At 70.3% G+C, this 25,025-nt stretch carries 22 protein-coding genes; 12 read left to right on the top strand and 10 right to left on the bottom strand.

The genetic code is table 11. The features are described from left to right. Positions 1-9 precede the first annotated feature (9 nt). From PO78_RS19410 to PO78_RS19395, 4 genes are read left to right on the top strand one after another with little or no spacing between them, the layout of a single operon-like run. A complete protein-coding gene (locus tag PO78_RS19410) occupies positions 10-2,631 on the top strand; it encodes a hypothetical protein (protein WP_043746212.1) in 2,622 nt (873 codons plus the stop codon). Next, positions 2,621-6,700: a hypothetical protein gene (locus tag PO78_RS19405; RefSeq protein ID WP_156147856.1), complete on the top strand. Its 4,080-nt coding sequence runs from the start codon at positions 2,621-2,623 to the stop codon at positions 6,698-6,700. Before PO78_RS19410 ends, PO78_RS19405 begins: the two co-directional genes overlap by 11 nt. Further along, positions 6,697-8,595, top strand: coding sequence for a hypothetical protein (locus PO78_RS19400; protein ID WP_043746206.1), 1,899 nt, complete (start codon positions 6,697-6,699; stop codon positions 8,593-8,595). The genes PO78_RS19405 and PO78_RS19400 overlap by 4 nt, the downstream gene beginning before the upstream one ends. A gap of 36 nt (positions 8,596-8,631) precedes the next feature. Beyond that, a complete protein-coding gene (locus PO78_RS19395) occupies positions 8,632-10,497 on the top strand; it encodes a hypothetical protein (protein WP_043746203.1) in 1,866 nt (621 codons plus the stop codon). Positions 10,498-10,622: 125 nt separating this feature from the next. On the opposite strand, the gene PO78_RS19390 is transcribed toward PO78_RS19395, so the two are convergent. After that, positions 10,623-12,260 carry an alpha-D-glucose phosphate-specific phosphoglucomutase gene (locus PO78_RS19390; RefSeq protein WP_004304985.1) on the bottom strand — a complete coding sequence of 546 codons (1,638 nt, stop codon included), beginning with the start codon at positions 12,258-12,260 and terminating at the stop codon, positions 10,623-10,625. A gap of 201 nt (positions 12,261-12,461) precedes the next feature. Continuing rightward, positions 12,462-12,617, bottom strand: coding sequence for a hypothetical protein (locus tag PO78_RS23260; RefSeq protein WP_187283066.1), 156 nt, complete (start codon positions 12,615-12,617; stop codon positions 12,462-12,464). A 364-nt stretch (positions 12,618-12,981) separates the two neighbouring features. Here PO78_RS23260 and PO78_RS19385 point away from each other — a divergent pair, with 364 nt between their 5' ends. After that, a complete protein-coding gene (locus PO78_RS19385; protein WP_012585652.1) occupies positions 12,982-13,233 on the top strand; it encodes a type II toxin-antitoxin system prevent-host-death family antitoxin in 252 nt (83 codons plus the stop codon). After that, positions 13,220-13,540, top strand: a complete 321-nt coding sequence (locus tag PO78_RS19380; protein ID WP_012585651.1) for a type II toxin-antitoxin system RelE family toxin — start codon at positions 13,220-13,222, stop codon at positions 13,538-13,540. Before PO78_RS19385 ends, PO78_RS19380 begins: the two co-directional genes overlap by 14 nt. A gap of 46 nt (positions 13,541-13,586) precedes the next feature. Here the strand turns inward: PO78_RS19380 and PO78_RS19375 are convergent, their stop codons facing one another. The 5 genes from PO78_RS19375 to PO78_RS19365 all read right to left on the bottom strand — a co-directional run bounded on the left by PO78_RS19375 (position 13,587) and on the right by PO78_RS19365 (position 18,420). Beyond that, complete coding sequence (locus PO78_RS19375; RefSeq protein ID WP_043746199.1) at positions 13,587-13,901, bottom strand: BrnA antitoxin family protein; 315 nt, start codon at positions 13,899-13,901, stop codon at positions 13,587-13,589. 114 nt (positions 13,902-14,015) lie between these two features. Next, positions 14,016-14,171: a hypothetical protein gene (locus tag PO78_RS23015; RefSeq protein ID WP_156147855.1), complete on the bottom strand. Its 156-nt coding sequence runs from the start codon at positions 14,169-14,171 to the stop codon at positions 14,016-14,018. A 46-nt stretch (positions 14,172-14,217) separates the two neighbouring features. Then, positions 14,218-14,439 (bottom strand): ribbon-helix-helix protein, CopG family, encoded by a 222-nt coding sequence (locus tag PO78_RS19370; protein ID WP_043746196.1) that lies wholly within the window; start codon positions 14,437-14,439, stop codon positions 14,218-14,220. Continuing rightward, entirely contained in the window at positions 14,436-14,900 is a 465-nt protein-coding gene (locus PO78_RS22575) for a putative toxin-antitoxin system toxin component, PIN family (RefSeq protein WP_082047912.1), read from the bottom strand. The genes PO78_RS19370 and PO78_RS22575 overlap by 4 nt, the downstream gene beginning before the upstream one ends. 4 nt (positions 14,901-14,904) lie before the next feature. Then, a complete protein-coding gene (locus PO78_RS19365) occupies positions 14,905-18,420 on the bottom strand; it encodes a class I SAM-dependent DNA methyltransferase (protein WP_052484466.1) in 3,516 nt (1,171 codons plus the stop codon). 232 nt (positions 18,421-18,652) lie between these two features. Here PO78_RS19365 and PO78_RS19360 point away from each other — a divergent pair, with 232 nt between their 5' ends. From PO78_RS19360 to PO78_RS19345, 4 genes are all read left to right on the top strand, one after another. Then, on the top strand, positions 18,653-18,940 hold the full coding sequence (locus PO78_RS19360) for a BrnA antitoxin family protein (RefSeq protein WP_004304977.1): 288 nt from the start codon (positions 18,653-18,655) through the stop codon (positions 18,938-18,940). A gap of 187 nt (positions 18,941-19,127) precedes the next feature. Continuing rightward, entirely contained in the window at positions 19,128-19,928 is an 801-nt protein-coding gene (locus PO78_RS19355) for a DUF3047 domain-containing protein (protein ID WP_043746193.1), read from the top strand. Beyond that, complete coding sequence (locus tag PO78_RS19350; protein WP_043746190.1) at positions 19,925-20,536, top strand: sigma-70 family RNA polymerase sigma factor; 612 nt, start codon at positions 19,925-19,927, stop codon at positions 20,534-20,536. Before PO78_RS19355 ends, PO78_RS19350 begins: the two co-directional genes overlap by 4 nt. Further along, a complete protein-coding gene (locus tag PO78_RS19345; protein ID WP_004304972.1) occupies positions 20,533-20,730 on the top strand; it encodes a zf-HC2 domain-containing protein in 198 nt (65 codons plus the stop codon). Before PO78_RS19350 ends, PO78_RS19345 begins: the two co-directional genes overlap by 4 nt. Positions 20,731-20,733: 3 nt before the next feature. Here the strand turns inward: PO78_RS19345 and PO78_RS23010 are convergent, their stop codons facing one another. Next, entirely contained in the window at positions 20,734-20,889 is a 156-nt protein-coding gene (locus PO78_RS23010; protein WP_231570770.1) for a universal stress protein, read from the bottom strand. A gap of 157 nt (positions 20,890-21,046) precedes the next feature. On the opposite strand from PO78_RS23010, the gene PO78_RS19340 reads away from it, so the two are divergent. Next, positions 21,047-21,385, top strand: coding sequence for a type II toxin-antitoxin system RelE/ParE family toxin (locus PO78_RS19340; protein WP_043746187.1), 339 nt, complete (start codon positions 21,047-21,049; stop codon positions 21,383-21,385). Between the two features lie 2 nt (positions 21,386-21,387). Then, positions 21,388-21,708 (top strand): helix-turn-helix domain-containing transcriptional regulator, encoded by a 321-nt coding sequence (locus tag PO78_RS19335; RefSeq protein WP_004304966.1) that lies wholly within the window; start codon positions 21,388-21,390, stop codon positions 21,706-21,708. Between the two features lie 62 nt (positions 21,709-21,770). Here the strand turns inward: PO78_RS19335 and torD are convergent, their stop codons facing one another. Together torD and torA are read right to left on the bottom strand one after the other, a co-directional pair. Continuing rightward, entirely contained in the window at positions 21,771-22,493 is a 723-nt protein-coding gene (torD, locus tag PO78_RS19330; RefSeq protein WP_043746184.1) for a molecular chaperone TorD, read from the bottom strand. Beyond that, positions 22,493-25,009 carry a trimethylamine-N-oxide reductase TorA gene (gene torA / locus PO78_RS19325; RefSeq protein ID WP_004304961.1) on the bottom strand — a complete coding sequence of 839 codons (2,517 nt, stop codon included), beginning with the start codon at positions 25,007-25,009 and terminating at the stop codon, positions 22,493-22,495. Before torA ends, torD begins: the two co-directional genes overlap by 1 nt. Positions 25,010-25,025: the final 16 nt, after the last annotated feature.

Here is a 25,025-nt window from a genome sequence, read left to right as displayed (position 1 = left end):
TCCGCTGTCGTGGAAGAGACCGCCGCCGTTCCGTCGTCAAGTGTCGGGCCCGGGCAGATCCGCTTCGCCGATGCCTGCCTGCCCGCGCTCGCGGCGGGCGACTACCGCCTGCGCATGAATCAGGAGGTACGCGCGGCCCCCCTCGTTCCCTTGCCGATGCACTCGGTGCCCTATGCGTCCGAACTGTTGTTCAGCGTCGATGGGCCGCGCTTCCGCCTCGAGCCGGCGGACATCCACGCCACCTATCCACCGCCGGGTGCGGCCGGCGCCTTCGCCGACGCGCTGCCACACGTGGTGTTCACCCGCCGCACGCTGCCTTGGGAGCGCACGCTCGACGGGGGGCCGCAGGGCGATCCGCCACGACCCTGGCTCGCCGTGCTGCTGCTCGGCGAGGACGAGTTGCTCGCCGGCGTGGAACAGGGCGAGGGCAGGGCGGTGGCAGCCTGTGTCCCGCCTCGTCCGCTGCCGGTGTGCGGCGGTGCGGACAGCAAGGAGGACAGCCTGCTCTTCGCGCGCGACCCGCAGGGCCGGAGTCTTGCCCGGGTCCGGGTTCCCGCACTCGGCCAGGAGGGGCCCGACCACGAGCGGCTGCTGGCCCGCCACGCTGGCGAGCGCTGCCAGGCGCTGGACCTGCCGGCGAAGCTGTTCGCCGCGATCGCGCCCCGGGATGTGGACCTGCCCTGGCTGGCCCATGCCCGGCTGATCGACACCGGCGACAAGGAGATCTTCCGCGGGCACGACCAGGGCTGGTATGCGGTGGCGATCGGCAATCGCATGCCGGCCGCGGGGGGCGCGCATCATGCCTTCCTGGTCTCGCTGGAGGGCTTCGCGGATGTGCTCGCCGACTTCAGCCGCCTCGACGGCTACACCAGCGTGCGCCTCGCGGTGCTCGCGAGCTGGCGTTTCGAGTGCGTCGGCAAGGGCGACTTCAAGGCACGGATGCGCGGGCTCGATGCGGGGGCCTTCGAGCGCGCACGGATCGCGGGCGAGCGCGCCGGGAGCGAGGGAGCGGGGACCGAAAGGACGGCAGCCGGGGTCGACGCCTGGCTTCACCTGCCACTGCCCGAGCCGGCCCTGGCGGCCGAATCGGCGCCGGCGCGCCTGCCCGGAGAGGCTCCGACGCCGGCCGCGCTGGTGCATGGCGCGCTCGCCCGCGGCTACGCTGCGTTCGATCATCGGCTCCGCCACGGTGAGCGGACGGTGTCCTGGTATCGCGGTCCGCTCGTGCCTCTGGAATACCCGCAGCCGCGCCTGGTGCAGCGGCTGGTGCGCTGCAGCGACGAGCTCCTGCGCTACGACCCCGAGTGCGGCATGTTCGACACCGCCTACGCCGGTGCCTGGCAGCTCGGTCGCCTGCTCGCACTGCAGAACCGCGGCTTCGTGCTCGCGCTCGAGCGTGCGCGGCTGGGCCTGCGGCGGCGGCTCGCCGAGCTGCGCCACGCCGCCCGCCTGGCCAGCCTCGTGCCCTGCGCGGGCGTGCGCGGCGAGCCCGACGATGGCGGGCGGCCCGGGCGGCTGCGCGAGGCGCTTGCGCTGGCTTGCGCAGAGGCGATCGAGGCTGGCGTCGGGGCCGGACGTGCCGGCCTCGGGCCGGGGCCGACCCCCATCGCGCCCGCGGCGTCGGCGCCCACGGCAGCGCCGGTGCTGCGGGCGACCGAACTCGAGGCCATGCTCGCCGAGGCCAGCGCCTGGCTCGGACGGTTGGTGCTGCTCTACGGCGTGCCGCTGCACAACCTGGTGCCCGACGAGGACATGCTGCCGCCGGAGACCCTGCGCTTCTTCTTCCTCGACCCGAACTGGATCCAGGCGCTGGTGCAGGGGGCATGCAGCGTGGGCAACGCGGATTGCGGCGATCTTCTGGTCAACCGGGTGATGCGCTTCTGCCTGTCGCCCACGGTGGGCGATCCCGCCGCCGAGACCGACCTGCCCATCGAGGTGGGCGCCGCGGGGGAGGCCGGACGCGCCGCGGCGAGCGTGCGCGCGCGCCTGCGTGCCGAATGCGAGGGGCGCGCAACGGCCTCGGCAAAAGCCTCGGAAAAGGCCTCGACAGCGTCGCCTGCCGGCCTGGCCTGGCCGCTCGGTGGCTTCCTGCTGCGCTCGGCGGTGGTCGAAGGCTGGCGCGGCCTGGAGGTCGAGGCGTGGCAGGGGGGCAACAAGCTGCCTGCGCTGCGCATCGAGCAGCTGGCCGACGACGTCATGCTCGCGCTCTTCAACGGCATGCCGGACACGGTCGAGATCCGCCAGCCGCGCGAGGGCCTGCACTTCGGGCTCAGCCCGACGGTCGGTGGCAGTGGCTTCACGCGCACGCGGCGCGACCCGCAGACCGGCGCGGCGCTCGTCGGGCGCCCGATCGATGTGCCGATGCGCGGCGTGCCGGAGCCAGGCGCGAATGTCCTCGGGGCCCCGGGGGTGATCGACATCGATGCGCTCGCCGGTGTGCTCCGTCCGGTGTCTGCACCTGGCGTCGCGCCGACCGCGTCCGCCTCCGCACCTGCCGCCGCTGGCGGCGCCGTGCCCGACGGAGTCGTCGCCGCGCAGCCCTTCGGCCCCGGCGCCTTCGCGATGCAGATGATCGAGGCGGCGGGGGCCTTCCGTTTCCAGATCGTTGCCGGAGGTGCGCGTGTCGGCTGACCCCTCCCGTCCCTTCCTGCTCGTGCCGATGAACGTCGAGGCGCTCGCGGTGGGCGCGGCGAGTGCGGCGATCGATCTCGCGGCCGATTTTTCCGCGCTCGCCGAGGGGGGGCCCTGCCTCGGCAGCCTGCTCGCCCGCGAGCCTTTCCAGGAGACGCCTCAAGCGCTCGCGCCCGGGGTCTATCTGCACTGGTCGCTGCCCGACGGCCTCACCCACGCCCCGGAGTCGGGCGAGGGCGAGGCCGTCGGGCAGCGCATGCCGGCGATTCCCAACCGCTGGCTCGTGTTGCGTTTCGGGGCTGCCGATGCCGCGTGCCGGGGCTGGGTGGTCGAGAGCGACACCCTGGTCGGCGTGCGCGCGGGGCGGGCCTGGCCGCGCAGGGTCGCCGACGCGTCGGCGCCACTCGGGCCGGACGAGTTGCTCGTGCACCTGGGGCGCTGCGTGCCGCTCGAGGCCTGGTCCGAACGCCTCCCCGCGCGCCAGCCCGGCATCACCGCGCTCGGCTATGGCGATCCGGTGTTCGCGGCGAGCTTCCCGCACGGGCGCGGGGTGCTCGGCTTCCACGACGAGGACGTGTGCGCCCTGCACGAGGGCGAACTCCATTACCTCGTGCTCGGCTGGTACTCCGCCGCCAAGGACGAGGATCCGCTCGCCGTCTGCCTGCACAAGGCGCGCTCGGCGCGCGACTGGGGGGCATGGAAAGCCTTCTTCGAGGGCTGCGCATGGGTGTATCCGGGGCTCGATGAACTCCTGGTCAAGCACGAGGAGCGGCTCGAGGCAGAGGATCGGGCGCTGCAGGCCAGCGCGCACGCCCGCCGCGTCGCACAGCGTCGCCGCGGTGCCGTGCCGCGCGACGCGGCGCGCTGGCTCGCGAGCGAGTATGTCGAGGCGCGGCGCCAGGCGCAGGCGCGCAAGGCCGAGCTCGACACGGCCTGGCACCACCTGCCGGGGCAGATCCTGTGCCATGGTCTCCTCGCCGGGCTGCGCTGGCGCGGCCCGGCAGCGGTGTACGGCGGCCCGCCGCGCGATGCCCCCTTCCGCGCGGCCCTGGGCGAGGACGGCGCCGAGGCCATGGCGGCGCTGCTCGGCGCCCAGCCCGGCGTGCCGGCCGAGCACGCCGCCTACTTCGAGGCATTGCAGCAGGACCTGGATCCGCTGCTCGAGCATCCGGGCGGGGCCGAGCGCCTCGCCCACGAACTGCATGCGCGCCGCTTTCAGCCGCTGTCGCGCGCCTCCGGCTGGGAGATCGCCGAGCGCGAGCCGGCCCCGCTGCGTGCCGGGCGCCCTGCACGCAAGGCCATCCCCGGCATCGTGCGGCGTGCGCTCGCCGCCCTGGAGCGACAGCAGCGCGCGGCCGACGCCGTCGCGCGCGAGCTGGACAGCCTCGGGCAGGCGTTCTACCTCGCCTGGTACCAGCGCGGCCTGGCCAGCTTCGACTGCGACGCCGAGGCGGTCGAGCGCTGGCGCGCCGAGGAGTCCGTGCTGCGCGCGAGGATCGCCTTGCAACGCGAGCGCCTCGCCGAGCGGGTCGATGCGCAGGGCATGCCGCGCGGGCGTCCGCTCGAGCGCGTGCGCGCGTTGGTCGAGTGCCTGCTGCCCGGCCACGAGTTGCGACGGGTCGACGGTGTGCGCTTCCATCGCCCGCGCGACCCGGTCCTGCTGCTCGCCGGAGCGGCCTTTGCCGACCCCGGGCGACATGGCACCGACGGTCGCCATCGCGCCGATGGTCGGCTGCACTGCCGGACCAGTACCCGCCTCGCCGAGGGCGGCCCTGCCGCCGCCAAGGATGAGGCCGTGATCGGCGCGATGGCGGGTCTCGATCTGCAGCGCCGTGGCATTCCGGCACCCGCGGCGGGCCTGCTGCGCGAGGCGATGCGCATCGCGCGTGCAGACGGGACAGTCGTTCCCCGTGCAGATGCAACCGACGCCGGCCCCTCGAACGCGCCACCCGCCGGCGGGTCCGGAACCGGCGCTCCCGGCAGCGCGGACCTGGCCCCCGCGGCGATCGCCTGCACGCGCTGGTGTGGCAACCCCTGGCTGCCGCTGCTGCTGCAGTGGCGGGTGTCGTGGAGCGAGCTCGCCGGGGCCGGGGAGGGGGCCGAGGCGCTCGCGGGGTGGCGGCTCGATGCGCGCGGCAACGGGTTCGAGCGCAGCGTCGAGGCGGTCCCCGGGCGCGAGCACGTCTTCACCGGCACCTCGCTGATGACCCCCGGCGTGGCCGACGCGCTGCGGCGCCGCCTGGCCAAGGCCGGAATGGAGGTGGCCGCGATCGACGTCCTCGGGCAGAACCTCGACGGCCTGATGGACGGCCTGCTCGCCCGCTGCGCACGACCTGAACTTCCCCCGCTCGAGGCCGACGGCCCGGCGGGGCCGCTGCGTCCCGCGCCGCATGCCGCACAGCTCGAGGCTGCAGAATGGCTGTCGCCGCTGCGCAACGCGAGCCTGCTGCCGCTGCGCGCCGGCCTGCTGCGCATCGAGCGCCTGCGGGTGATCGACGCCTTCGGCCAGTTCATGGAGCTGCGGCCCGAGGGCGGCGGTGCCCTTCCGGTGCTGCTGCCGCCACGCCTGCGCGGGCCCGGCGGGGCTGCGCTGTTCGAGCCGCGTCTGGTGCAGGCCGCCCGCCTGGTGGTGGAATGGCCTGCAAGCGGGTGCGACGAGGGCAGCAAGCCGGGCGGAACCGCGCGGGAGCAGGACGATGCCGCAGAGGAGCCCGGCGAGGGCGAGCCGTGCGGCTGGATCCTTCCCGATCGGGTCGGTGGCACGCTCGTGGTGCTCGACGGCGCGGGCAATCTGCTCGGCGCCCTGCAGGCGATGCGCGGCAAGGCGGACGCGCACGGCGTCGGTGGACGCGCCCGCCCGATCGACGGCTTCCGCTGGGTCACGACGCGCGGTCCGCACGCCGCCACAGCAGCGGAGGCGCAGGGCGAGGCCATGCTCGACCCGGCCGATCCTCTGGCCGAAAGCGGCGCCGATCCGGTCGTCCGTGCAGTCGTGCGCGAGCTGCTGCGCTGGCAGGGGGCGAGCGGGGCGCGTCTCGCCGACCTGCTCGACACCTTGCAGCAGGCGGCGGGCGAACTCCTGCCCGACGCCGACGACCCCGCTGTCGGGCTTCTCGTCGGACGGCCGCTGGCGCTGCTGCGCGCGCGCCTGCGGCTCGAGCTCGATGGCGCACCTGCCCACGACCCGGCGAGTGTTCAGGGTGGAGGCCACTGCGGCGGAGTCGGGGCGATCCAGTTTCCGCTGCGCCTGGGCGACTTCGACGGTAGCGCGGGGGACGGGCTCGCGGGCTTCTTCCTGGCCGACGAGCCGGGGCATTTCCACCCGGCCTGGGGCCTGCGCACCGGCGGGGGAAGGCCCGAGCTGCGCGACCGGGCCCAGCCCGTGGTCAGCATCGAGCGCCCGCTCGAGCTCATCCTCCTGATGGACCCGGAGCGCGGTTTCACGGTGACCAGCGCGGTCCTCCCGCGCGCGAGCTTCCGGCCGCCCGGCGCGTGCGAGCGCGTGCGTGCGCGTTCGCTGATGTTCTTCACCGGCCCGGTGCTGGGTGCGCGCGACGAGCTGCGCATGCCGCGGCCGTCGGACCTCTATGGGCAGTGGTCGTGGAACCATCACCCGCGCGTGGGCGTGCGCGAGGAGCGCGAGATCATCGACACCGCGGCGAGCGGCAGCGTCGCCTTCCCGTCCGGGCTCGCGCTGGCCGAGGGCTGGCTGCGGCTCGAAGCGGTCGCGCTGGCGATCGACGGCTTCGGGGTGGTCGAAGCTGCGACCGCCGCGTCGGCGGGCGGGGCCGCGCAGGATGCGGCGGAGGGCTTCGAGCTTCCCAGGGGCGTGCCCGCCACGCTCGTGTGGACGGTGAGCGGCGCCGACGCCATCGAGCTGAGCGCACCGGACGGGCGCGTCCTGCTGTGCACCGCGGTGGCGCCCCTGCCCTCGACCTGGGTGCTGGCGCATCCGCAGGCCGGCCGCTACCGCCTGCGCGCATGGCGTCGGCTCGCCACCTCGGACCGCGACTCGCCACCGGCGTGCCGCATCGCCGAGGTGGCGCTGCGACTGCGGAGGCGGGCATGACGGACGACGCCATGGGGCTGCTGGCCCGCCTCGACAGCCTGGGCGACTTCGTCGTCGGCGCGCGTTCCGCAGCCAATCGGCTGACGCTGCGGATCGACTACCGCGGCGACGCGGCGCTTGCGCGCACGCGCTGGCTGGCGCTCGTCCTGCGTGGCGGGGTCGGCGGCGGGGAGGGCGACCTGGTGCGGAGCGCGGCGCAACTGCGGCGCTGGACCTGCCAGGCGCCGGCGGGCTGGGTGGCGCAGTGGCGGCTGCCGCCGCAGCGGCCGGAGCGCTGCGAGCTATGGTTGCTGCGCCGCGGCGAAGTCCTGCTGCGGCCCGGCGACGCCCTCGAGGTGGTCCTGTCGGGCGCGGTCTCGGACGCGCAGCCCGGCCTTGCGGCGCTCGCGCTCGGGCTGCAGGCGAGCGGCGATGCGGTCGCCGCGGTGGAGATTGCGCTGCGGCTCGCCAAGCGTGCATCGGCCGCGGGCGTGCTCGACTTTGCCTGCGTGCCGGACCAGGCCGCGGTGAACCTGCCCGGCGACGTCGTCGAGCTGCGCTGGTGCACCTGCGGGCTGGCGGGCCTGAGCTTGCTGCGTGACGGCCTGTGCATCGCCGAGGACGTCCCGGACGAAGGGGGGCGGCGCGTCGTGGTGGGGGTTGCGGATGCCGAGTTCGTGCTGCGGGGCTGGGACGGAGCGGGCGAGCGTCACGAGGCGAGATTGCGCGTGCGCGCCTTGCGGCCGGGCTGGCAGCGCTGGCCCTGCGTGCTGGCGACGCGGGAGGGCCGCAGGCTGGCCATGCCCGCCCTCGCCGATACGAGCGCACAAGCGGTGCCGCTGCGCCTGTTCGGAATTGCCGGCGGCAAGTTGTACGCGAGCGTCGCGTTGCCCGGGGTGGGCGGCTCGCGCGTGCTGCTGTGTCGCACGCACCATGCGTTGGGGCCCTGGGAGCCGGTGGGTGCGCAGGGGGTGACCGAGGGGGCAACTGCAGGGGCAACTGAGGGGGCAGGCCCGTTCGTGGCCTTCCCGCCTGGCTGCGAGCGCTTGCCCGGGGCCTTGTTCCGCGGTCGCCTGTGGCTCTTTGGCGGCATGTCCGGCACGGAGGGGCGCTGCGGAAACAAGGTCTGGAGCCTCGACGTCGGTGCCCGCGAACCGCGCTGGCGGGATCACGGCGAGGCCTCCTGGTGCGCCCGTCGGGCACATGGCGTGGCGGTGTTCGAGGATCGCCTGTGGGTGTTCGGCGGCATCGACTCCGCCGGCGCGCCGCTCTGCGACGCCTGGGCGGCGATGCAGAAGCCTGCCGAGGAGGCCGCCGTGTGGACGCCTGCCGAGGACGAGAAGCCTGCCGAGAACGCCGCGGGGCCGACCCTGGACTGGAACGAGCAGCCCGCGGGGGGGCCGCGCGAGCGTCCGCGCGGCGGCGCCCAGCCGGTGGTTCACGGGGGGCGGGTGTGGCTGTTCGGCAGGACAGGATCGGAGCTTGCCGCGGAGGAGGGCAGCGAACCGGGGCGGGAGTCCGACCAGGAACGCAGCGAGTGTTTCGACCTGTGGTCGTTCGACGGCCAGCGCTGGGAGCGCAGCTTCCTGCTCGGTGACCTGATCGACGGGCGGGTGCTTGCCGCCGCGCTGGCGAGCGACGGGTGCAGTCTGCACGCCTTCGCATGGCTGGACCGTTGCGGCGAACCGGATGGCGGCGACGCCGAGCGGGTCGAGGCCATCGCGCTGCGCCTGGTGGATGCGCCCGCCAAGCGCTGGGCGGTGCTGCCCTGCGGGGATCTGCAGCGCCTGGTTCCGGCGGAGATCGAGGATGTCCAGGTGCAGGCGCTACGCGCCGGCGCATTGGTGGTCCACCTGCACGCCGCGGAGAACGAATGCGCGGCGGACCGTGCGCTGCGACTGTACTTCCCGGCCTAGGCGCGACGCCTCCGGGATGCGCAAGGAGAGGATGGGATGAAGCTGCGATCACTGCACATCTGCCTGGCGCTGCTTGCGCTGGTGCCCGCCATGCTGCCGGCGGCCGAGCGCACGGTGGCTGCGGCGAAACCGGGGAGCGTGGCGTTTGCGGGCAGCTCGGCGGTCTCCACGACCCTCCTCGAGGCGCTCGATCCCCAGCCTGCATCGACGACCGAGGCGGCGACCGCTGCGTTGGCGGCGATCGGGGGGGAGCACTACTGGCTTCTGCCCGGCAATGGCGTGAGGCTGGCCTTCGACCTCGGCAGCCTGCCCGCCGGCTTGTCGGCGGCGCAGATGCGGCGCTGCGTGCTGCGCGTGGTGGCGAGCGAGGTGCGATATGTGCGCGAGCACGAGGCGGTCGCCGCCGTGGTCGAGCTGGCGGTGCGGCGCGTGGGCGAGACACGTCCGCTCGCCGCGCTGCGCGACCTGAGACCCGACCGTCCGGTGTCCCTGAACCCCGACAACGGCCGCCTGTGCGAGGCCGTCGCCGAGGCGGCCGCGGCGCCGGCCCGTCGCCTGGAGCTCGAGCTCTACACCGCCACCGCCAGGGCGAGCAGCCTGCTGCACGGCCGGGCGCCGGCGGAGGACACGATTCGGCACGCCTCGAGTGCGCCCCGCCTGGTCATCCAGTACGCGCCCGACGCGGCGGCGGCCGCAGCCACGAAGGGCTGGCACCAGCCGCAGCACGACGCCGGCCACAGCGGCCGTGGCGATTCCAACCCGGCGCACGGCCCGAGCGGTTTCGAACTGCAAGCGCTGCCCTTGCCCGCCGTCGGCGAGGACGCCGGCCCCGGCCTGCTCGCAGAGCGTCCGCTGCTGTGGCGCGATCAGGTGATCGCAGTGCAGCGGGGCAAGCGCAATTTTCTGGTCGTGCTCGATGGCAAGGGGGCCTTGCTGTGGTCGAGCGAGATCGGCGGCGGGGTCGTGCAGCGCGCGCCGGTCATCGGCCCGCAGGGCTTGCTCTATCTGGTCACCGAGGACGCCGTGCGCGCCTGGGACCTCGAGGCCCGCGGCGCCTTGCGCCACCGCTTTGTGCTACCGGAGCTCGCCCCGCAGATGCCGGTGCGCCTGGCGCCCTTCACCAAACCGACCGTGGGCGAGGACGGCAGCCTCTACCTCGTGCTCGGGGATGGCGTGGATGGCGTGCTCGGCCTCGACGCGCGATTGCGCCCCTTCCTGTTCTTCGGACTGCACGAGGGTGCGGGGACGATCACGCCGGGCAGCCCGGCGCTGAGCACCGATGGCCGATACGTGGCGGTCCCGAACGGCGAGGGCGCGGTGCTCGTCGATCTGCACGACCCCGCCGAGGCCGAGCGCCTCGTCTTCGGCGACGGTACAGCCGGGTCCGGCTGGAGGCATCACCTGCCGGTGGCCGGCATGCGCGCGGGCGAGTGGATCTTCTCGGGTTACGACGCGGAGGACGGCACGGGAACCGTGTGGGCCTTCGCCGGGCGCGCGCCGCGCTGGCAGGCGAGCGGCGGGACGAGCACGCAGCCGGTGCTGGCGCCCGATGGCCGCGTGTGCTTCGTCCAGGATGGCGCGCTAAACGTGCGTGGATTCGGGCCGGGCGATGCCGGCCGGCGCTTCGGGGACGGGCTGTGCGCGAGCTCGAATCCGGTCATGGATGGCGCAGGCAACCTCTTCTTCTGGTGCAGCGGCACGCTCCACGGCTTTGCGCCCGACGGGCGGGCCTTGTTCGTCGGACAGCGCTTCGCAGACGGGCCGGAAGAAAACCTCGCGCTCGCGCTCGGTGCGGACGGCAGCCTGTGGACCGCCAACGCGAACGGCGGCGAACTGCTCGTCTTCCGGCCGCGCTTCTCGCCACCGCCGGCGCCGCCTGCGGCCCGGCACCAGCGGCGTTGATGTGGCGCAGGCGTCGTTGAGACGGTGCCGCGCGCTGAAGCGCCGCGCGTCGCACCGTCCAGACAGTGCCGGAAGTTGCGCGGCGCCTTGTGAACAGACTGGTGCGAGGCAGCGCCGGCCAGCCGTCAGGTCACCACCGTCGGCCCTTCCATGCCGCTGTGCCTGCGGATGCCGGCGACCTCGTCGGCGATGCGGATGAGCGCGCCGAGCGCCTGCTGCACCGGCTGGTCGTGGCGGGCCGGGTCGGCATCGAACCGCTCCAGGTACACGCGCAGCGTGGCGCCCTCAGTGCCGGTGCCCGACAGGCGGAACACGATGCGGCTGCCGTCGGCGAAAAGCAGGCGCACGCCCTGGCGGGTGCTCACCGAGCCGTCGACCGGGTCGGTGTAGGCGAAGTCGTCGGCGCTGGCGATGCGCAGGCCGTCGCCGCAGTCGCGTCCGGCGAGCGCGGGCAGGCTCGCGCGCAGCTCGGCCATCAGCGCGTCGGCGCGCTCGCTGGGGATGCCCTCCCAGTCGTGGCGCGAGTAGTAGTGGCGGCCGAAGCGCGCCCAGTGCGCGCGCACCAGGTCTTCCACCGAGCGCCCGGTGGTGGCGAGCAGGTTGAGCCAGAACAGCACCGCCCACAGGCCATCCTTTTCGCGCACGTGGTTCGAGCCGGTGCCGTAGCTCTCCTCGCCGCACAGCGTGGCCTGGCCGGCGTCGAGCAGGTTGCCGAAGAACTTCCAGCCGGTGGGCGTCTCGTGGCAGGGGATGCCGAGCGCCGCGGCGACCTTGTCGGCGGCGCGCGAGGTCGGCATCGAGCGCGCGATGCCGGCCAGCCCGGCGCGATAGCCGGGCACCCGGGTGGCGTGCTCGGCGAGCACCGCCAGGCTGTCGGACGGGGTGACCACGAAGTCGCGGCCGAGGATCATGTTGCGGTCGGCGTCGCCGTCCGAGGCCGCGCCGAAGTCGGGCGCGCCGGGGCCGGACATCGCCGCCATCAGCTCGGCGGCGTGCGCCGGGTTGGGGTCGGGGTGGTGGCCGCCGAAATCCTCCAGCGGCTCGCCGTTGATCACCGTGCCGGCGGGGGCGCCGAGCCGACCTTCGAGGATCGCGCGCGCGTACGGCCCGCTCACCGCGCTCATGGCGTCGAAGCGCATGCGGTGGCCGGCGGCGAACCAGGCGCGCATGGCGTCGAAGTCGAAGAGCTGCTGCATCAGCTCGGCGTAGTCGGCGACCGGGTCGATCACCTCCACGGTCATGCCGCCCAGGGTGCGCGTGCCGAGGGTGTCGAAGTCGATGTCCGCGCCCGCGTCCTCGATGCGGTACTCGGCAATCTCCGTGCTGCGCGCGTAGATCGCCTCGGTGAGCTTCTCCGGCGCGGGGCCGCCGTTGGCGGCGTTGTACTTGATGCCGAAGTCGCCCTCCGGTCCGCCCGGGTTGTGGCTGGCCGACAGGATCAGCCCGCCGAAGGCGCCACGACCGCGGATCACCGCGCTCACCGCCGGCGTCGACAGCAGCCCACCCCGGCCCACCAGCACGCGGGCGAAGCCGTTGGCCGCCGCCATGCGCAGGATGGTGCGGACCGCGACGCGGTTGTGGAAGCGGCCGTCACCCCCCAGCACCAGGGTCTGGCCTTCGTGGCCGGGCAGGGTGTCGAACACCGCCTGCACGAAGTTCTCGAGGTAGTGCGGCTGCTGGAAGACGGCGACCTTCTTGCGCAGGCCGGAGGTGCCGGGGCGCTGGCCGGGGAAGGGGCGGGTGGGGACGGTCTGGATGCTCATGGATGCTCGCGGCGGTTTGTGGGCGCGGAAGGCTTGGCGGTGGCCGAGGCGGGTCGCGTCGGCGTGTCGTGGAGGGGCGGCCTCGGAAGGCCGGTATTGAACGTGTTTGCGGCGAAGTTCTCAAGTGCTGCGCGGGGTCGGCGCGTGCGTGCAGCCACGCGGGACGATGGGACGCCGCCCCGGTGCATCGCGGTCAGCGGCTCATGGCTTGCGGATTCGATCGCTGATGATGCCCAGGCCTGCCGCCACGGCGACGATCAAACCCAGCAGCGGCGGCCAGCCGAGCTTTCCGCTCCAGGCGATCACGATCAGCGCTGCCGCGGGCGCGACGACCGCCGCGACGAACAGGTTGAACAAGGCATTCCACATTTCGGCACCCCATCGGCGGTGGTCCTGACGAGCACAGGGGCGGGAAGGCTTGATCGGGATGGGTTAATCGTGGTCTGTCCCCGATTTTCCCACATGTAGACGAGAGCGGACGCACCGACCGGCTCTTCGAGGCGCTGGCCTCGTATCTGGAACGACGGGACGACAGCGCGGTCAAGGCGTGACGCGTCGTCGTTCGGCGGGGGGCGTCCCCGATGCTCGCCTTGATCTGAGCCATAGCGAGCAAGGCTGACGGCTAAAGGGATAATCGGGGTCTGCCCCCGTTTTTCTCGATTCTCGCCTTTATTTGAGCTATAAACGGAGCTATATTTGTAGCTCTTTAAAGGAGGTGGCTGTGGATGCGATCTATGCCGATTTCTCGGTCAGCATGTCCGAGTTCAAGAAGAACCCCGCACAGGTCCTGCGTACGGCCGGGGAAAAGCCCGTGGCGGTTCTCAACCACAATCGTCCTGCCTTCTACATGGTGACGCCGAAGCTGTTCGAGGCGCTGATCGAGGAGTTGGCAGACCGCGACCTGGTCGAGCTTGCGCGGCAGCGACTGGCCAAGAAAGCTGAGGCGATCGAGGTCGATCTTGAGCAGCTCTGAATCGCCGCCGCCGCGCTATCGACTGAAGTTCCTGCCCGACGCCCTCGACGAATGGAACGCTCTCGACGGCAGCGTCAAGGAAGTGCTCAAGAAACTGCTGAGGAAGCGTCTGGAGCATCCCAGGGTGCCAGGGGCTGAGCTTCATGGCGATCTGCGTGACTGCTACAAGATCAAGTTGCGCAAGCAAGGCTACCGGCTCGTTTACCAGGTCGAAGAAGGTGTGCTGACCGTTCTCGTTCTTGCAGTGGCGAAGCGCGAAGACATGGCCGCATATCGCGCCGCAGTGGATCGCCTGTTGTCCGGTTGACGCCGCCCAACCGGAGGGATAATCGGGGTCTGTCCCCGTTTTCCGTTCACGGCGTCGGATGTTTCTTGACCCACTCGCGCAGGGCGTCGTTCATTCGCGTCTGCCACCCCGGCCCGCCCGCGCGGAAGGCCTCGAGGATGTCGTGGTCGATGCAGATCGCGACCTGCTCCTTGGTGCCTGATCCGACAGGCCGTCCGCGCTTGCACCGCGCAGCCTCGATTCCTGCGGCCAGCTCGACTGCAGCGGCGGGACGGTCATCCTCATCCGAGCCGTCCCACACAAAATCCTGCGCTGGCGGGATGGCGCGTACCGCCTCCAGCACAGCCTTACGTTTCATCGCATTCGTTTTCGAGCCACTCATCGCATACCTCGCGTTGTTCACGACTTGCCCGGCGAAAGCTGATCACGCGCGTCGCACCACTGCGCCCGGTATGCACCACCGTCAACACCGCCATAAAGGCGCCGACAAGCGACCTTAGCCCTGCAGCCGATACGCACCGTCCTCAGGCAACACCGTGCCGAGCTCTTCCAGCGCTTTGAGCACCGCCTGCACGCCGGCGCGGGGCGTGCGCTTGAAGCGGGTGGCGATGGCCTCGGCGGGGAGCGGCTGGTGGGCGAGCGTGCTGCGCACGGCGGCGACCTGTTCGCGCGTAACCGGGGTACGTCCCCGTTATTCCTTAATCGCGATCCGCAGCATCGAGCCGATCCAGAACCGCGAGCGCCGCGCGGACGTCACCCGTCGCCGCAACGGCGCGAAAGTGATTCTCCGTATCCCATGCGGCCAGCGCCTGCGCGCCGAGTTCTTCGATCAGCTTGTTCATGCTCTGCCCGCGGCTACGCGCCAGCGCCTTGAGCCTCGCGGTGGTGTCATCAGGCAAACGAATCGTCAACGTACTCATGGCCACTCCTTCAATGCTTCAGCCGGCGTCATCACGCGCAGCGCGCCCAGCTTTAGTTCACCCCGCCCGACATCCCGAACGTTGTGGGTGATGATCGCAGCTGCATTCCCGGCAAGTGCAAGTTCGAAAAGATGATTGTCGCCGTCGTCGGGCAGGTTCGGGCGCCACCCGAAATAGACCGAAACCCATCGACCGCGCCGTGCAAGTGCAGCCAGAACCCGCTGTCGTTCGGTCAAGGTTGTTGCATCGCCCCACACCGGCCGACCAAGGAGGTCGTTGTATTCCAGCCAGAGTGCGTTTCCGAACAATGGCTGAAAATTGCCTTCCAAGGCCCGGCGCAGCACCTGTCGCGATGCACCTCCCGCGGATCGCAAAGCTGCGACGAAGACATTCGTATCGATGACGACTGGCACGATATTGACAGCATAGGTGCTGTCAGATTCCCGGACAAGACGGCTCATTGACTCACCCCTGCAAGCGATACGTGCCGCCCTCGTGCGCCACCATGCCCAGCTCTTCCAGCGCTTCGAGCACGGCCTGCACGCCGGCGCGGGGGGTGCGCTTGAAGCGGGCGGCGATGGCCTCGGCGGGGAGCGGCTGATGCGCGAGCGCGCTGCGCACGGCGGCGACCTGTTCGCGCATGTTCTTGGGCCAGGTCGCCTTGCCGGCGGCGGCGGGGGCTGCAGCGGATTCGGCCTCGTCGGCGGGGCCGAAGTCGGCTTCGACCTGGCTTGGGACGGCAGTGGCGGAAGTGGCGCCGGGGTTCTGGTAGTCGGGGCGCAGCCAGCGGATGTGGCCGCGGGCTTCTTCGGCGGCGCGCACGGCGTTGAGTTCGACGAGGCGGCGCAGCAGTTCTTCCTCGGCGGCGGCCTGGGCTTCGGGCTTGTCGGGCAGCGGCGTGGTGGCGCCGGGCTTGCCGACGAGTTGCGCGGCGAGGTCGTTCCAGCCGTAGGCCTCGAACACGGCGCTGTCGAGCGCGTCGTGCAGCTCGCGCAGCACCGACACCAGGCCCTGCTCGTGGATCGTGCGTTCCTTGGGCGTGAGCGTGTCGCCGGCGCGCAGCTTCTCGAGCACGTTGTACATGCCGGTGAGGGTCAGCTCGGGGTGCTGGGCTTGCTGGCGTTTGCGGTGGGCGTCGAGCTGCTCGGCGAGGTCGCGGATGCGGGCGGCTTGGGTGGGGGTGGGGTCGGGAAAGGGGAATGGATCAAAGCAGGTTGATTTTGTGTATATCGGCCGATCCTCGAGCGTCCCCCCTGTCGTCAGCGCCCAAAGTACGTGAATACGCGCAGAGAAGACGCCCAACACAAAAGCGTCTTCCACTGCAATGTTGGTCAACCGATTGTCTGGAAGCACCGTTGAGTCGATGAAGCAGAAGATGCGATGACTCGCGGTTTCAGGAGTAGAGATGTAGCGCCTCACACCCAAGGTCATCTCTCGGAGTTTTGGCCGCTCCCAGCCGAAACGCCACCAGAGCCGGCGGATTGATTCGCGCCGATTCAACGCGCGTTCCGGTTTCACGTAGTCGAGCACGTGCTGGTAGGCAGCCGGATGAACCGCGCGCGCTTGCTCCTCATCGAAGCCGAAGAAATCGATTACCGAGCAGCCGCGGCTGCTCTGCATCAGGTCGCGACCGTTCACATATGGGCGAACGATGGGCTGGGTCGTCGAGGTCGGCGTCAGTGCAAGCAATTGCGCTGCCTTTTCCGGTTCAAGCACGAAGCCGCTGCCGTAAAGCTGCACACCCGGAGAACAGACACCGGCATTAGCCTGCAGCGGAACGGCGCTGGCAACGTTGGCACCGATCTTGAGGTCCGCATGCAGCACGCCTTCGCGGGCAAGCAACTGCACATCGACTTCATCGCCGCCGTTGTTGGTCTCAGCAACGACTTCGAGGCGCATCCCAGGCGCGCTGCCGGCCGCACCCACCGTCATCGCAATCCGCACCGCCGCGCCATCGGCTGCATCGACCCACGGATGGTCAGGAATGGCACAGGCCAGCGATAGTGGCGCGGCCGTATTTCCGATGTGGCGCTCAAGGATGCGGCGCTGAAAGACTTGGGTGATGCTGTTTGTCGTGATAAACCCAAAACGGTGAGCGCCACCAGTGCGAACCTTCTCTGCAGCGATGTCCCACCAGTACATGACGAAGTCCGCCTTCTGCGGCATTTCCGGGTATAGCGACCACAGTGTCTCGACGTAACCGTCACCGAGCGCCGCCCGCATCTTCCAGCCGCCGATGAACGGCGGATTCCCCACGATGTAATCGGCCTGCGGCCATTCCGCCCTGCGTGGATCCACGTAGCGCATCTGCACCACCTGCGCGGTCTCGTCCGGGATGTCCTCGCCGGTGATCGGGCTCTTCCTGTAGGTGAGGCCGTCCCAGCGCGTGATCGGGCGTCCCGCCTCGTCGATGACGGGTTCCTCGCGCTCGTACGCGATCAGCGCGTCGCGGTGCTGGATGTTGCGGAAGTCGCGCAGCACCGGCTCGGGCGGGGTCACCGAGCCGTGGGTGCGGAAGTGCCATTGCAGGTAGCCGATCCACAGCACCATCTCGGCGATGCGGGCGGCGCGCGGGTTGATCTCGAGGCCGAGGAACTGCTGCGGATCAACGGTGACGCCTTCGAGTTCGAGCAGGCCCTGGGATTCGCCGAGGTCGTGCAGCAGGTTGAGCACTTCGCCTTCGAGGCGCTTGAGGTGTTCCAGCGTCACATACAAAAAATTTCCGCTGCCGCAGGCGGGGTCGAGCACGCGCACGGTGCACAGGTGGCGGTGGAAAGTGCGGATCTCGGCGACCGCCTCCTTGTGCTTGCCCTGCTGCTCGTAGGTGAGCGCGGCCGCCTGCACTTCGCGCCATTCCGCGCGCAGCGGTTCGATGACGGTGGGCAGCACCAGGCGTTCGACGTAGGCGCGCGGGGTGTAGTGGGCGCCGAGCTTGTGGCGTTCGCGCGGGTCGAGCGCGCGCTCGAGCAGGGTGCCGAAGATGGCGGGTTCGACGTAGCGCCAGTCGGCCTTCGATGCCTTCAGCAACAGCTCGAGCTGGTCGCGGTCGAGCGGGATGGCGCTGGCCTCGGAAAACAGGCCGCCGTTGAAGCGCAGCACCTTGTTGCGCAGGATCGGCGAGAAGCCGCCGGTGTTCATGTTCTGCCACAGGTGTTCGAGCATGGGCGCGAAGGTGTGCGGCTGGCCCGCGAGGCTTTCGAGCAGTTCGGTGAAGGCGCGCGGCGGCAGCAGGCCGATGTCCTCGGCGAACATGGTGAACAGCGCGCGCATCAGGAAGCCGGCGACCTGTTGCGGGGCGTGGCCGGCGGCTTCGAGCGAGCGCGCGAGCGAGGCCAGGCGGTCGGCGATCTCGCGCGTGACGCGCGCCGAGCGGCGGGCGGGGTCGAGCGCGAGCGGGTCGAGCCAGACTTCGCGCAGGCGCTGGCGGATGTCTTCGCGGTGCAGGTCGTCGAGGCGGATGCGGTGGCTGCGCGGGTCGGGGTAGGGCGTGTAGGTGGCGCCCGAGCGGCTGAATTCGGCGTAGAGCTCGATGTTGCGGCCAACGTCGACGACCAGGATGAAGGGCGGCCGGCCCTCGTCGGCGGGCAGGGCGCGGGCGTACTGGTCGGCCTGGTTGTGGGCGCGCAGCATGGCCTTGTCCCAGCCCGAGGTGTCGAGCGTCTTGCCCGACTGCTTGGCCTCGCACACGAAGGCGCCGCGGCGGTAGAGGTCGATGAAGCCGTTGCTGGCGCTGCCGTCGGGCTGGCGCATCAGCACCCGGCGCTCGAACACGTAGGCGTTGTCGCGGGTGTCCTCGCCGGCAGGGTCGGGGCGCGGCAGCGCGAGCAGTTCGCACAGCTCGGCGAGGAAGAGCTGGTAGTTGGCGCGCTCGCTGCCACCGGCGCGCTGCCAGCGCGCGATGAAGGCGTCGAGGGCGGCGGGGCTGGCGCTGTCGGCGGGCTGGGGCAAGGTGGATGACGAGGTCACGGGGTGGTCATGCATGCGGGTTGGGGTGCGGGGATTGTAGCGGGCGGGGTGGTGTCAGGACTTGTGGGTTTGCACTGCACGCGCGGCGAAGGCAAGGGCGGGGAAGTGGTCGCAGTGAGGTCGGGGTGTGGTGAATTGGACGTGCATGTACAAAAATGTCGGACAGATTCCGTCGTCTTCGTGGATCGTGCCGATAGCCGGCGGGTGATCAGCCTTCGCAAGGCCAAGCAACGAGAGGTCAAACGCTATGCCGAAGCTTAAGACGGGAACCCTGCATCCGAGCGCCGAGGAAGATGCAGCCATCACGGCCGCTGCGTTGTCGGATCCGGATGCCATCCCCTATACGGATGCGGAGTGGGAGGCGGCCAAACCGACGATCCGCTGCGGCAGGCCGCCGGCCGCTGTAACCAAGGAACGCATCACGATCCGCTTGTCGCGCGACGTGGTGGAGCAGTTCCGCGCGACGGGGGATGGCTGGCAGACGCGGATGGATGCCGCGCTCAAGGACTGGTTGAAGACGCACTCGCCGGCTTGAGACGTTTGCGCGGTAGGTGATGCGTATGGCACGCACACAATTCTTGTAAGCGTTCGTGGGGCGTGGTGCGCAGGTTGGGTGTCGTGCTCTCTTCCTCCCGGGAAGGCGTGCCGTGCTGATCCGACCACCATCCGGAGCCTGCAAGCCACGCGCTTAGGACAAGCAGCCTGAGATGGAGACAACACAGATGCCTGCAGATACCTGCATGCGCTGGGCACTCGCCCTGTCACTGATGTGCTCCGCAACCGTGGCGCAGGCTGCCACGGTCTGGGTCGGGCGCTTCCCCGCCGGCGCCTCGGGCCTGCCCGAGCCCTGGCGCGTGCAGCAGCTCGACGCGCGCGTCGCGCCCACGCGGTACACACTCAAGACCTGGAATGGCGTGGTCGCGATCGAGGCGGTCGCCGAGCGCAGCATGGCCCTGCTCGGCCGCCCGCTCGAGGTCGACCTCGAGGCCACGCCGCACCTGTGCTGGCTGTGGCGCGTCGATGCGCCGCTCGTCACCGCGGACATGAGGACCAAGGCTGGCGACGACTACGCGGCGCGGGTGTATGTGAGCTTCAAGGTGGCGCCCGAGGCGCTCGGCTTGGCCACCCGGGCCAAGCTGGCGCTGGCGCGCTCGATCTACGGCGACCAGGTGCCGGACGCGGCGCTCAACTACGTGTGGGACAACCGCCAGCCGGTCGGCACCCTGATGCCCAACGCCTACACCGACCGCACGCGCATGATCGTGCTGCGCTCGGGCGCGGGGGATGCCGGGGCCTGGGTCGTCGAGCGGCGCGATGTGGCGGAAGACTTCAAGCGCGCCTTCGGTGATCTGCCGGCGCAGCTCGGCGGGATTGCCCTGGCGTCCGATACGGACAACACCGGCGAGCGGGCGCGCGCAGGGTTTGCGGAGTTCCGCTTCGTTTCGCGGGACGAGACCTGTGCGGCGCCCCATCTAGCGACGAAGCGCGATGATCGGGTTGCACCCGACAGGAGCGAGCGATGAGCAAGGCAGGCGCACAGGCTGCGGCCCCGCCGTGGGACGACGCGTCGATCAGCGCCATCCGGCGCGACATGCTGCGCTTTGCCCGCATGCAGCTGCGCGACAGCGGGGCGGCGGAGGACATGGTTCAGGAGGCGCTGATGGCGGCGATGCGGAGCGCAAAGAGCTTTGCCGGGCGGTCTGCCTTCAAGACCTGGATGTTCGCGATCCTGCGCAACAAGATCGTCGACCACATCCGCGCGTCCTCGCGTGAGATCTGCAGCTCGGATCTCGTCGGGTCCTCGGATCTGGACGCCGGGCTGGAAGAGTTCGACGTGCTGTTCAAGCAAGGGGGGCACTGGAACCCCGACGATCGCCCCGCGACCTGGTCCGATCCGGAAGCCGCCTTCGAGCAGGACGCGTTCTGGCAAGTGTTCGACCTCTGCATGAACAAGCTTCCCGAGCACATCGCCCGCGTCTACACGATGCGCGAGCTGCTGGAGCTCGAGACCGCCGAGATCTGCGCGGAGCTGGGCATCACCCCCAACAACTGCTTCGTGATCCTGCACCGCGCGCGGCTCGGGCTGCGGGAGTGTCTGGAGAACCGCTGGTTCCAGGGAGAGGCCCGATGAAGATGATGAACTGCAAGGACGCGACCCGGCTCATGTCCGAACGCTACGAGCGCACGCTGAGCCTGCGCGAGCGCCTGGCGCTGAAGGTGCATACGGCGATGTGCAGGGGCTGCTCGAACTACGGGCTGCATCTCGACGTGCTGCGCCTCGCCGCCAGGCGCCTGCGCGAGGGCTGCGAGGGTGGCGAGCGCTGAGCATCAGCGCAGCAGCAACGTCGGGATCGTCGCTGCGCGCAGCAGGTCGGTGGTCTTGCTGCCGAAGAGTAGCGCGCGCAGCGGCGAATGGGCGTAGGCGCCCATCAGCAGCATTTGGATCACGCGGATCAGCAGCGCGAGCGGGAATAGGCCCGCCAACAGCGTTTTCCCGCCGGCCTCTGCCACAGGTAAAATGCGATCGAAATATGCAGTAAGCAATTCTGTTGGCAACCCGACCCTGCTGTGCAAAATCTTCGAGAACGCTCGCTGAAGTCGCTCTCCTTAAAAGTAACTTATCTGTTACCATTGGCAAGCAATGCCCTACCATCTCAGAGAGCTTGTTTTACCTGATGGCAGCAGTCCCTACGCCGACTGGTTTTCAACGCTCGACCCCATCGCGGCCGCGAAGGTTACGGTAGCAGCGGCAAGAATGGAGCTGGGCAACCTCTCGAACGTCGAGTGGTTTCGGGGCATCGGTGAGTACAAGATCGATTGGGGCCCTGGATACCGCATCTACCTGGAGAAGGATGGGCTCGAGATCGTCGTGCTGCTCGGTGGCGGGAGCAAGAAGCGCCAGCAGCGCGATATCGACGAAGCGGTGGCCTTGTGGGAGGACTACAAGCGCCGCAAGGCCCGGATGAATAAAGGAGCCTGACCATGGCACTGACCCGCGACTTCAAGCAGACCGTCGCTGCACGGGTGCAGCGCGACCCCGCGTTCGCGCAGGCGCTGCTCGACGAGGCGATCACCCTGTTCATCAACGGTGAGCCCGACACCGCAAAGCTGGTTTTGCGAGACCTTGTGAACGCGACCCTTGGCTTCGAGTCCCTCGCCGAGGAGATCCACAAGCCCGCGAAAAGCCTGCACCGGATGCTGTCGGCGTCGGGCAATCCGACGATGAGCAACATCTCGGCGATCTTTGCCGCCATCAAGCGGGCGCTCGGGGTCGAAGTGCGGACGACCGTCGTCGTGGCATGAGTGCGGGCGCGCACCGAGACGTGCGCTCGCACCGTCGGGTTTGACGGTGCAGGGCGCGCGCGTCAGTCTGCGGCTGCCCCCGCACCTCCGCTCACATCCCCCAGAAACGCCATGTCCGCACGCACGAACCCGAGCAGCAGGGCTGCCAGCGCCGGGTAGACGTCGAAGCGCGGCCGCGCCTGCTGGCAGCGGGCGACGAAGTGCGGCAGCCAGTCCAGCAGCGCGGTGCGCAGGAAATCCGCCTGGGTCGCGGCTGCGGTGGGGAGGTCGCTGGCCCCCGAGTCCTTCTCCGCCACCTCCGCCACCTCCGCCATCACCGCCAGCGCCACGGCGAGGTGGTCGGCGGGCTCGCGGAAGTCGGCCTGGATCGCCAGCTTGCGCGCGGTGAGGAACTCGCGCATGCGCGCCTCCGCCGCGCCGTAGAGCGGCGAGGCGGCGTCCTTGCCCGCGTAGGCCGAGGCGTAGGGCAGGGCGCTGGTCGTGCCGTCGAGCAGGAAGAGCTGGGCGAAGTCCGCGGCCAGCTCCAGGCGTGGCAGTTGCTCCGCGCGCAGCGCGGCGACGGCGTCGTCGAGGCGCTGCACCTCGGCGGCGAGGCCCAACTCGGCCAGCCCCGCGAAGGGGGCGAAGCCCCCGTCCGCGAAGTGGCTGCGGAACAGCTCGTCGGTGACCTCCTGCGCGTACAGCCGGGAGAACCAGCCGTACAGCCCGGCGCGCTGCGTGCTCGCGAACCGCCATTCCGCGGGCGAGAGGGGCGGGGGTGTTCCTGCCTGCGATCGCGCGTCCATCACGCCTTCACCTCCCGGCCTTCCGGATCGACCTCGATCGGGCCGCCGAAGGACGTCACCCGCGGCGGGGTGCCGACGAACTTCTCGATCTGCACCAGGCAGGTGTTGGCGCTGGTGGCCTGCGCCAGGCTGGAGGTGCCGATGTCGAGCGTCAGCGTGTTGGGGTCGCCGTAGGTGTCGAGCGCGCCGATCTCCGGACCGGTCGGTCCGTACCAGGCGCCTTCCTGGATGCGCACCACGCCGCGCGGGAAGTTGTCCGACACGTGCGCGCCGGCCAGCAACTGGCCGCGGTCGTTGAAGACGCGCACCAGGTCGCCGTGGGCGATGCCGCGCGCGGCGGCGTCCTCGGGGCCGATGAACACCGGCTCGCGGCCGGCGATGGCGTAGGTCTCGCGCAGCGGCTCGGATTCGCACAGCTGCGAGTGCAGGCGCTTGTCCGGGTGCACCGACTGCAGCCACAGCGGGAAGCGGTCGGAGCCGGGGCCGCCGTGCGAGCGCTCGGTCTTCTCCATCCACACCGGGTGGCCCTTGCAGTCGGCGTAGCCGTAGCGCTCGATCTTGCGGCTGAAGATCTCGATGAAGCCCGACGGCGTGCCGAGCGCGTTGACCTCGGCGTCGTCGCGGAAGTCGGCGTGGCGCACCCAGGGCTTGCCCTCGGGGAACAGCACGTAACCCTTCTGCCAGAACTCGGCGAACGGCGGCATGGCGATGTCCTTGAGGCCGTTCTCCTTGCGGCAGTCCTCGTAGATCTTCTCGATCCACTGCATCTCGTCCATGCCGCGGGTGTATTCGGCGTCGCGGTTGAAGCGCCGGGTGAGGCCGCGGAAGATCTCGAAGTCGGGGCGCGAGTGGAAGAGCGGGTCGATGAGCTTTTGCATCGCGAGGATGCCGCGGTTGCTGTACGAGCCGTAGCCGTCGAGGTCGTTGCGCTCGAAGGGCGTGCACGCCGGCAGCACGATGTCGGCGAAGCGGCAGGTGGCGGTCCAGTTGTAGTCGATGGCGACCACGGTCTCGAGCTTCTGCCAGGCTTCCTTCATGCGGTTGCGCTGGGGCTGGCGATGCCACTGGTTGCAGCCGCTGAAGATCGCCATCTTGTAGGGCGGCAGCTTGACCTTGCCGCCGTTGAAGTCGATCTCCTTGCCCGGCTCGAGCAGGGCGTCGATGACGCGAGCGATCGGCACCACCGCGCTGTAGCCCTTGTAGTCGGTGTTGTCGTGCCTGGGCTTGCGGCCGGGGTCGAGGTTGAGCGGGAAGGCGCCGGGCATGGCGGCGCCCGACGAGGACACGCCCACCGAGCTGTAGTGGTGCGCGTAGCTGATGCCGCCGCCGGGCAGGCCGATCTGGCCGAGCATGGCGGCGAGCACCGCGCCCATCCAGTAGGGCTGCTCGCCGTGCTGCTGGCGCTGCACCGCCCAGCCGAAGATGAGCTGGGTGCGGTGCCTGGCCATCAGGCGGGCGAGCTCGCGGATGCGATCAGAAGGCACGCCGCAAATCTTCTCCGCCCACTCGGGCGTCTTCTCGACCTTGTCCTCGGTCTTGCCTTGGAGGTAGGGCAGGAACTGGTCGAAGCCGAGGGTGTAGGTGTCGAGGAACTTCTGGTCGTGCAGGTTTTCCTTCACCAGCGTGTGCGCGATGGCGAGCATCAGCGCCACGTCGGTCATCGGGTTGATGTACTGGTGCTCGGCAGCGCCGAGGTAGTTCAGCGTCTTGCTCTTGACCGGATCGATGCAGATCACCTGGATCGACTTGTCGGCAACCTTGGCCTTGAGCTGCTCGAAGTAGGCGTAGGACTCGTGGGTCTCGGTGTTCCAGCCCACCTGCAGGTTCTTGATCGGGTCGTTGGCCCAGAACACGACGAGCTTGCTCTCCTTGAGGATCACGTCCCACGAGGTACCTTGCGAGTACACCTCGGTCGAGCCGAGCACGTAGGGCAGGATCATCTGCCCGGCGCCGGTCGAGTAGTCGCCGATGGTACCGACGCTGCGGCCGTGCATGCCGACGCCGCGCACCATGTGGTTGCCGCAGCTATGCACCTGGCCGACCGAGCGCCAGCCCACGCCGCCGGTGTGCAGCGCCCACGGGCCGTAGTTTTTCTGGATGCGCTCGAGTTCTTCGTAGAACAGGTCGAGCGCCTCGTCCCAGCTCACGCGCACGAAGCGGTTGTCGCCGCGCTGGCTGGTGTCGCTGAGGTGGCGCTTGCGGTACCAGTCCAGGCGCACCATCGGGTAGCGCACGCGGGACGGGCTGTAGATCAGGCCGAGCAGGCCCTTGACCATCTCCGTCGGATGCTTGTCGTGCTCGAAGGGGCGGATATCGACCACGCGGTCGCCGACCACCTTGGCGCGGATGGCGCCGAAGTGCGAGCCGGAGATCTTCCAGGTGGTGATGTCGTCGCCGACCGCGGCCGCCTCGCCGGCCGCGAGGGCCGGGGCGGCGGTGAGCAGACCGGGCGCGACCAGCGCGCTGCCCGACATCGCCGCCATGGCCTTGAGGAAACCTCGCCGAGAGTAGTTCATGGTGTTCAACTCCTGA

The sequence above is a fragment of the Thauera sp. SWB20 genome, assembly GCF_000831325.1.
GTDB classification, from domain to species: Bacteria; Pseudomonadota; Gammaproteobacteria; order Burkholderiales; family Rhodocyclaceae; genus Thauera; species Thauera aminoaromatica.
Note: the sequence above shows the minus strand (reverse complement) of the source record. Positions and strands in the feature narration are given on the sequence as shown.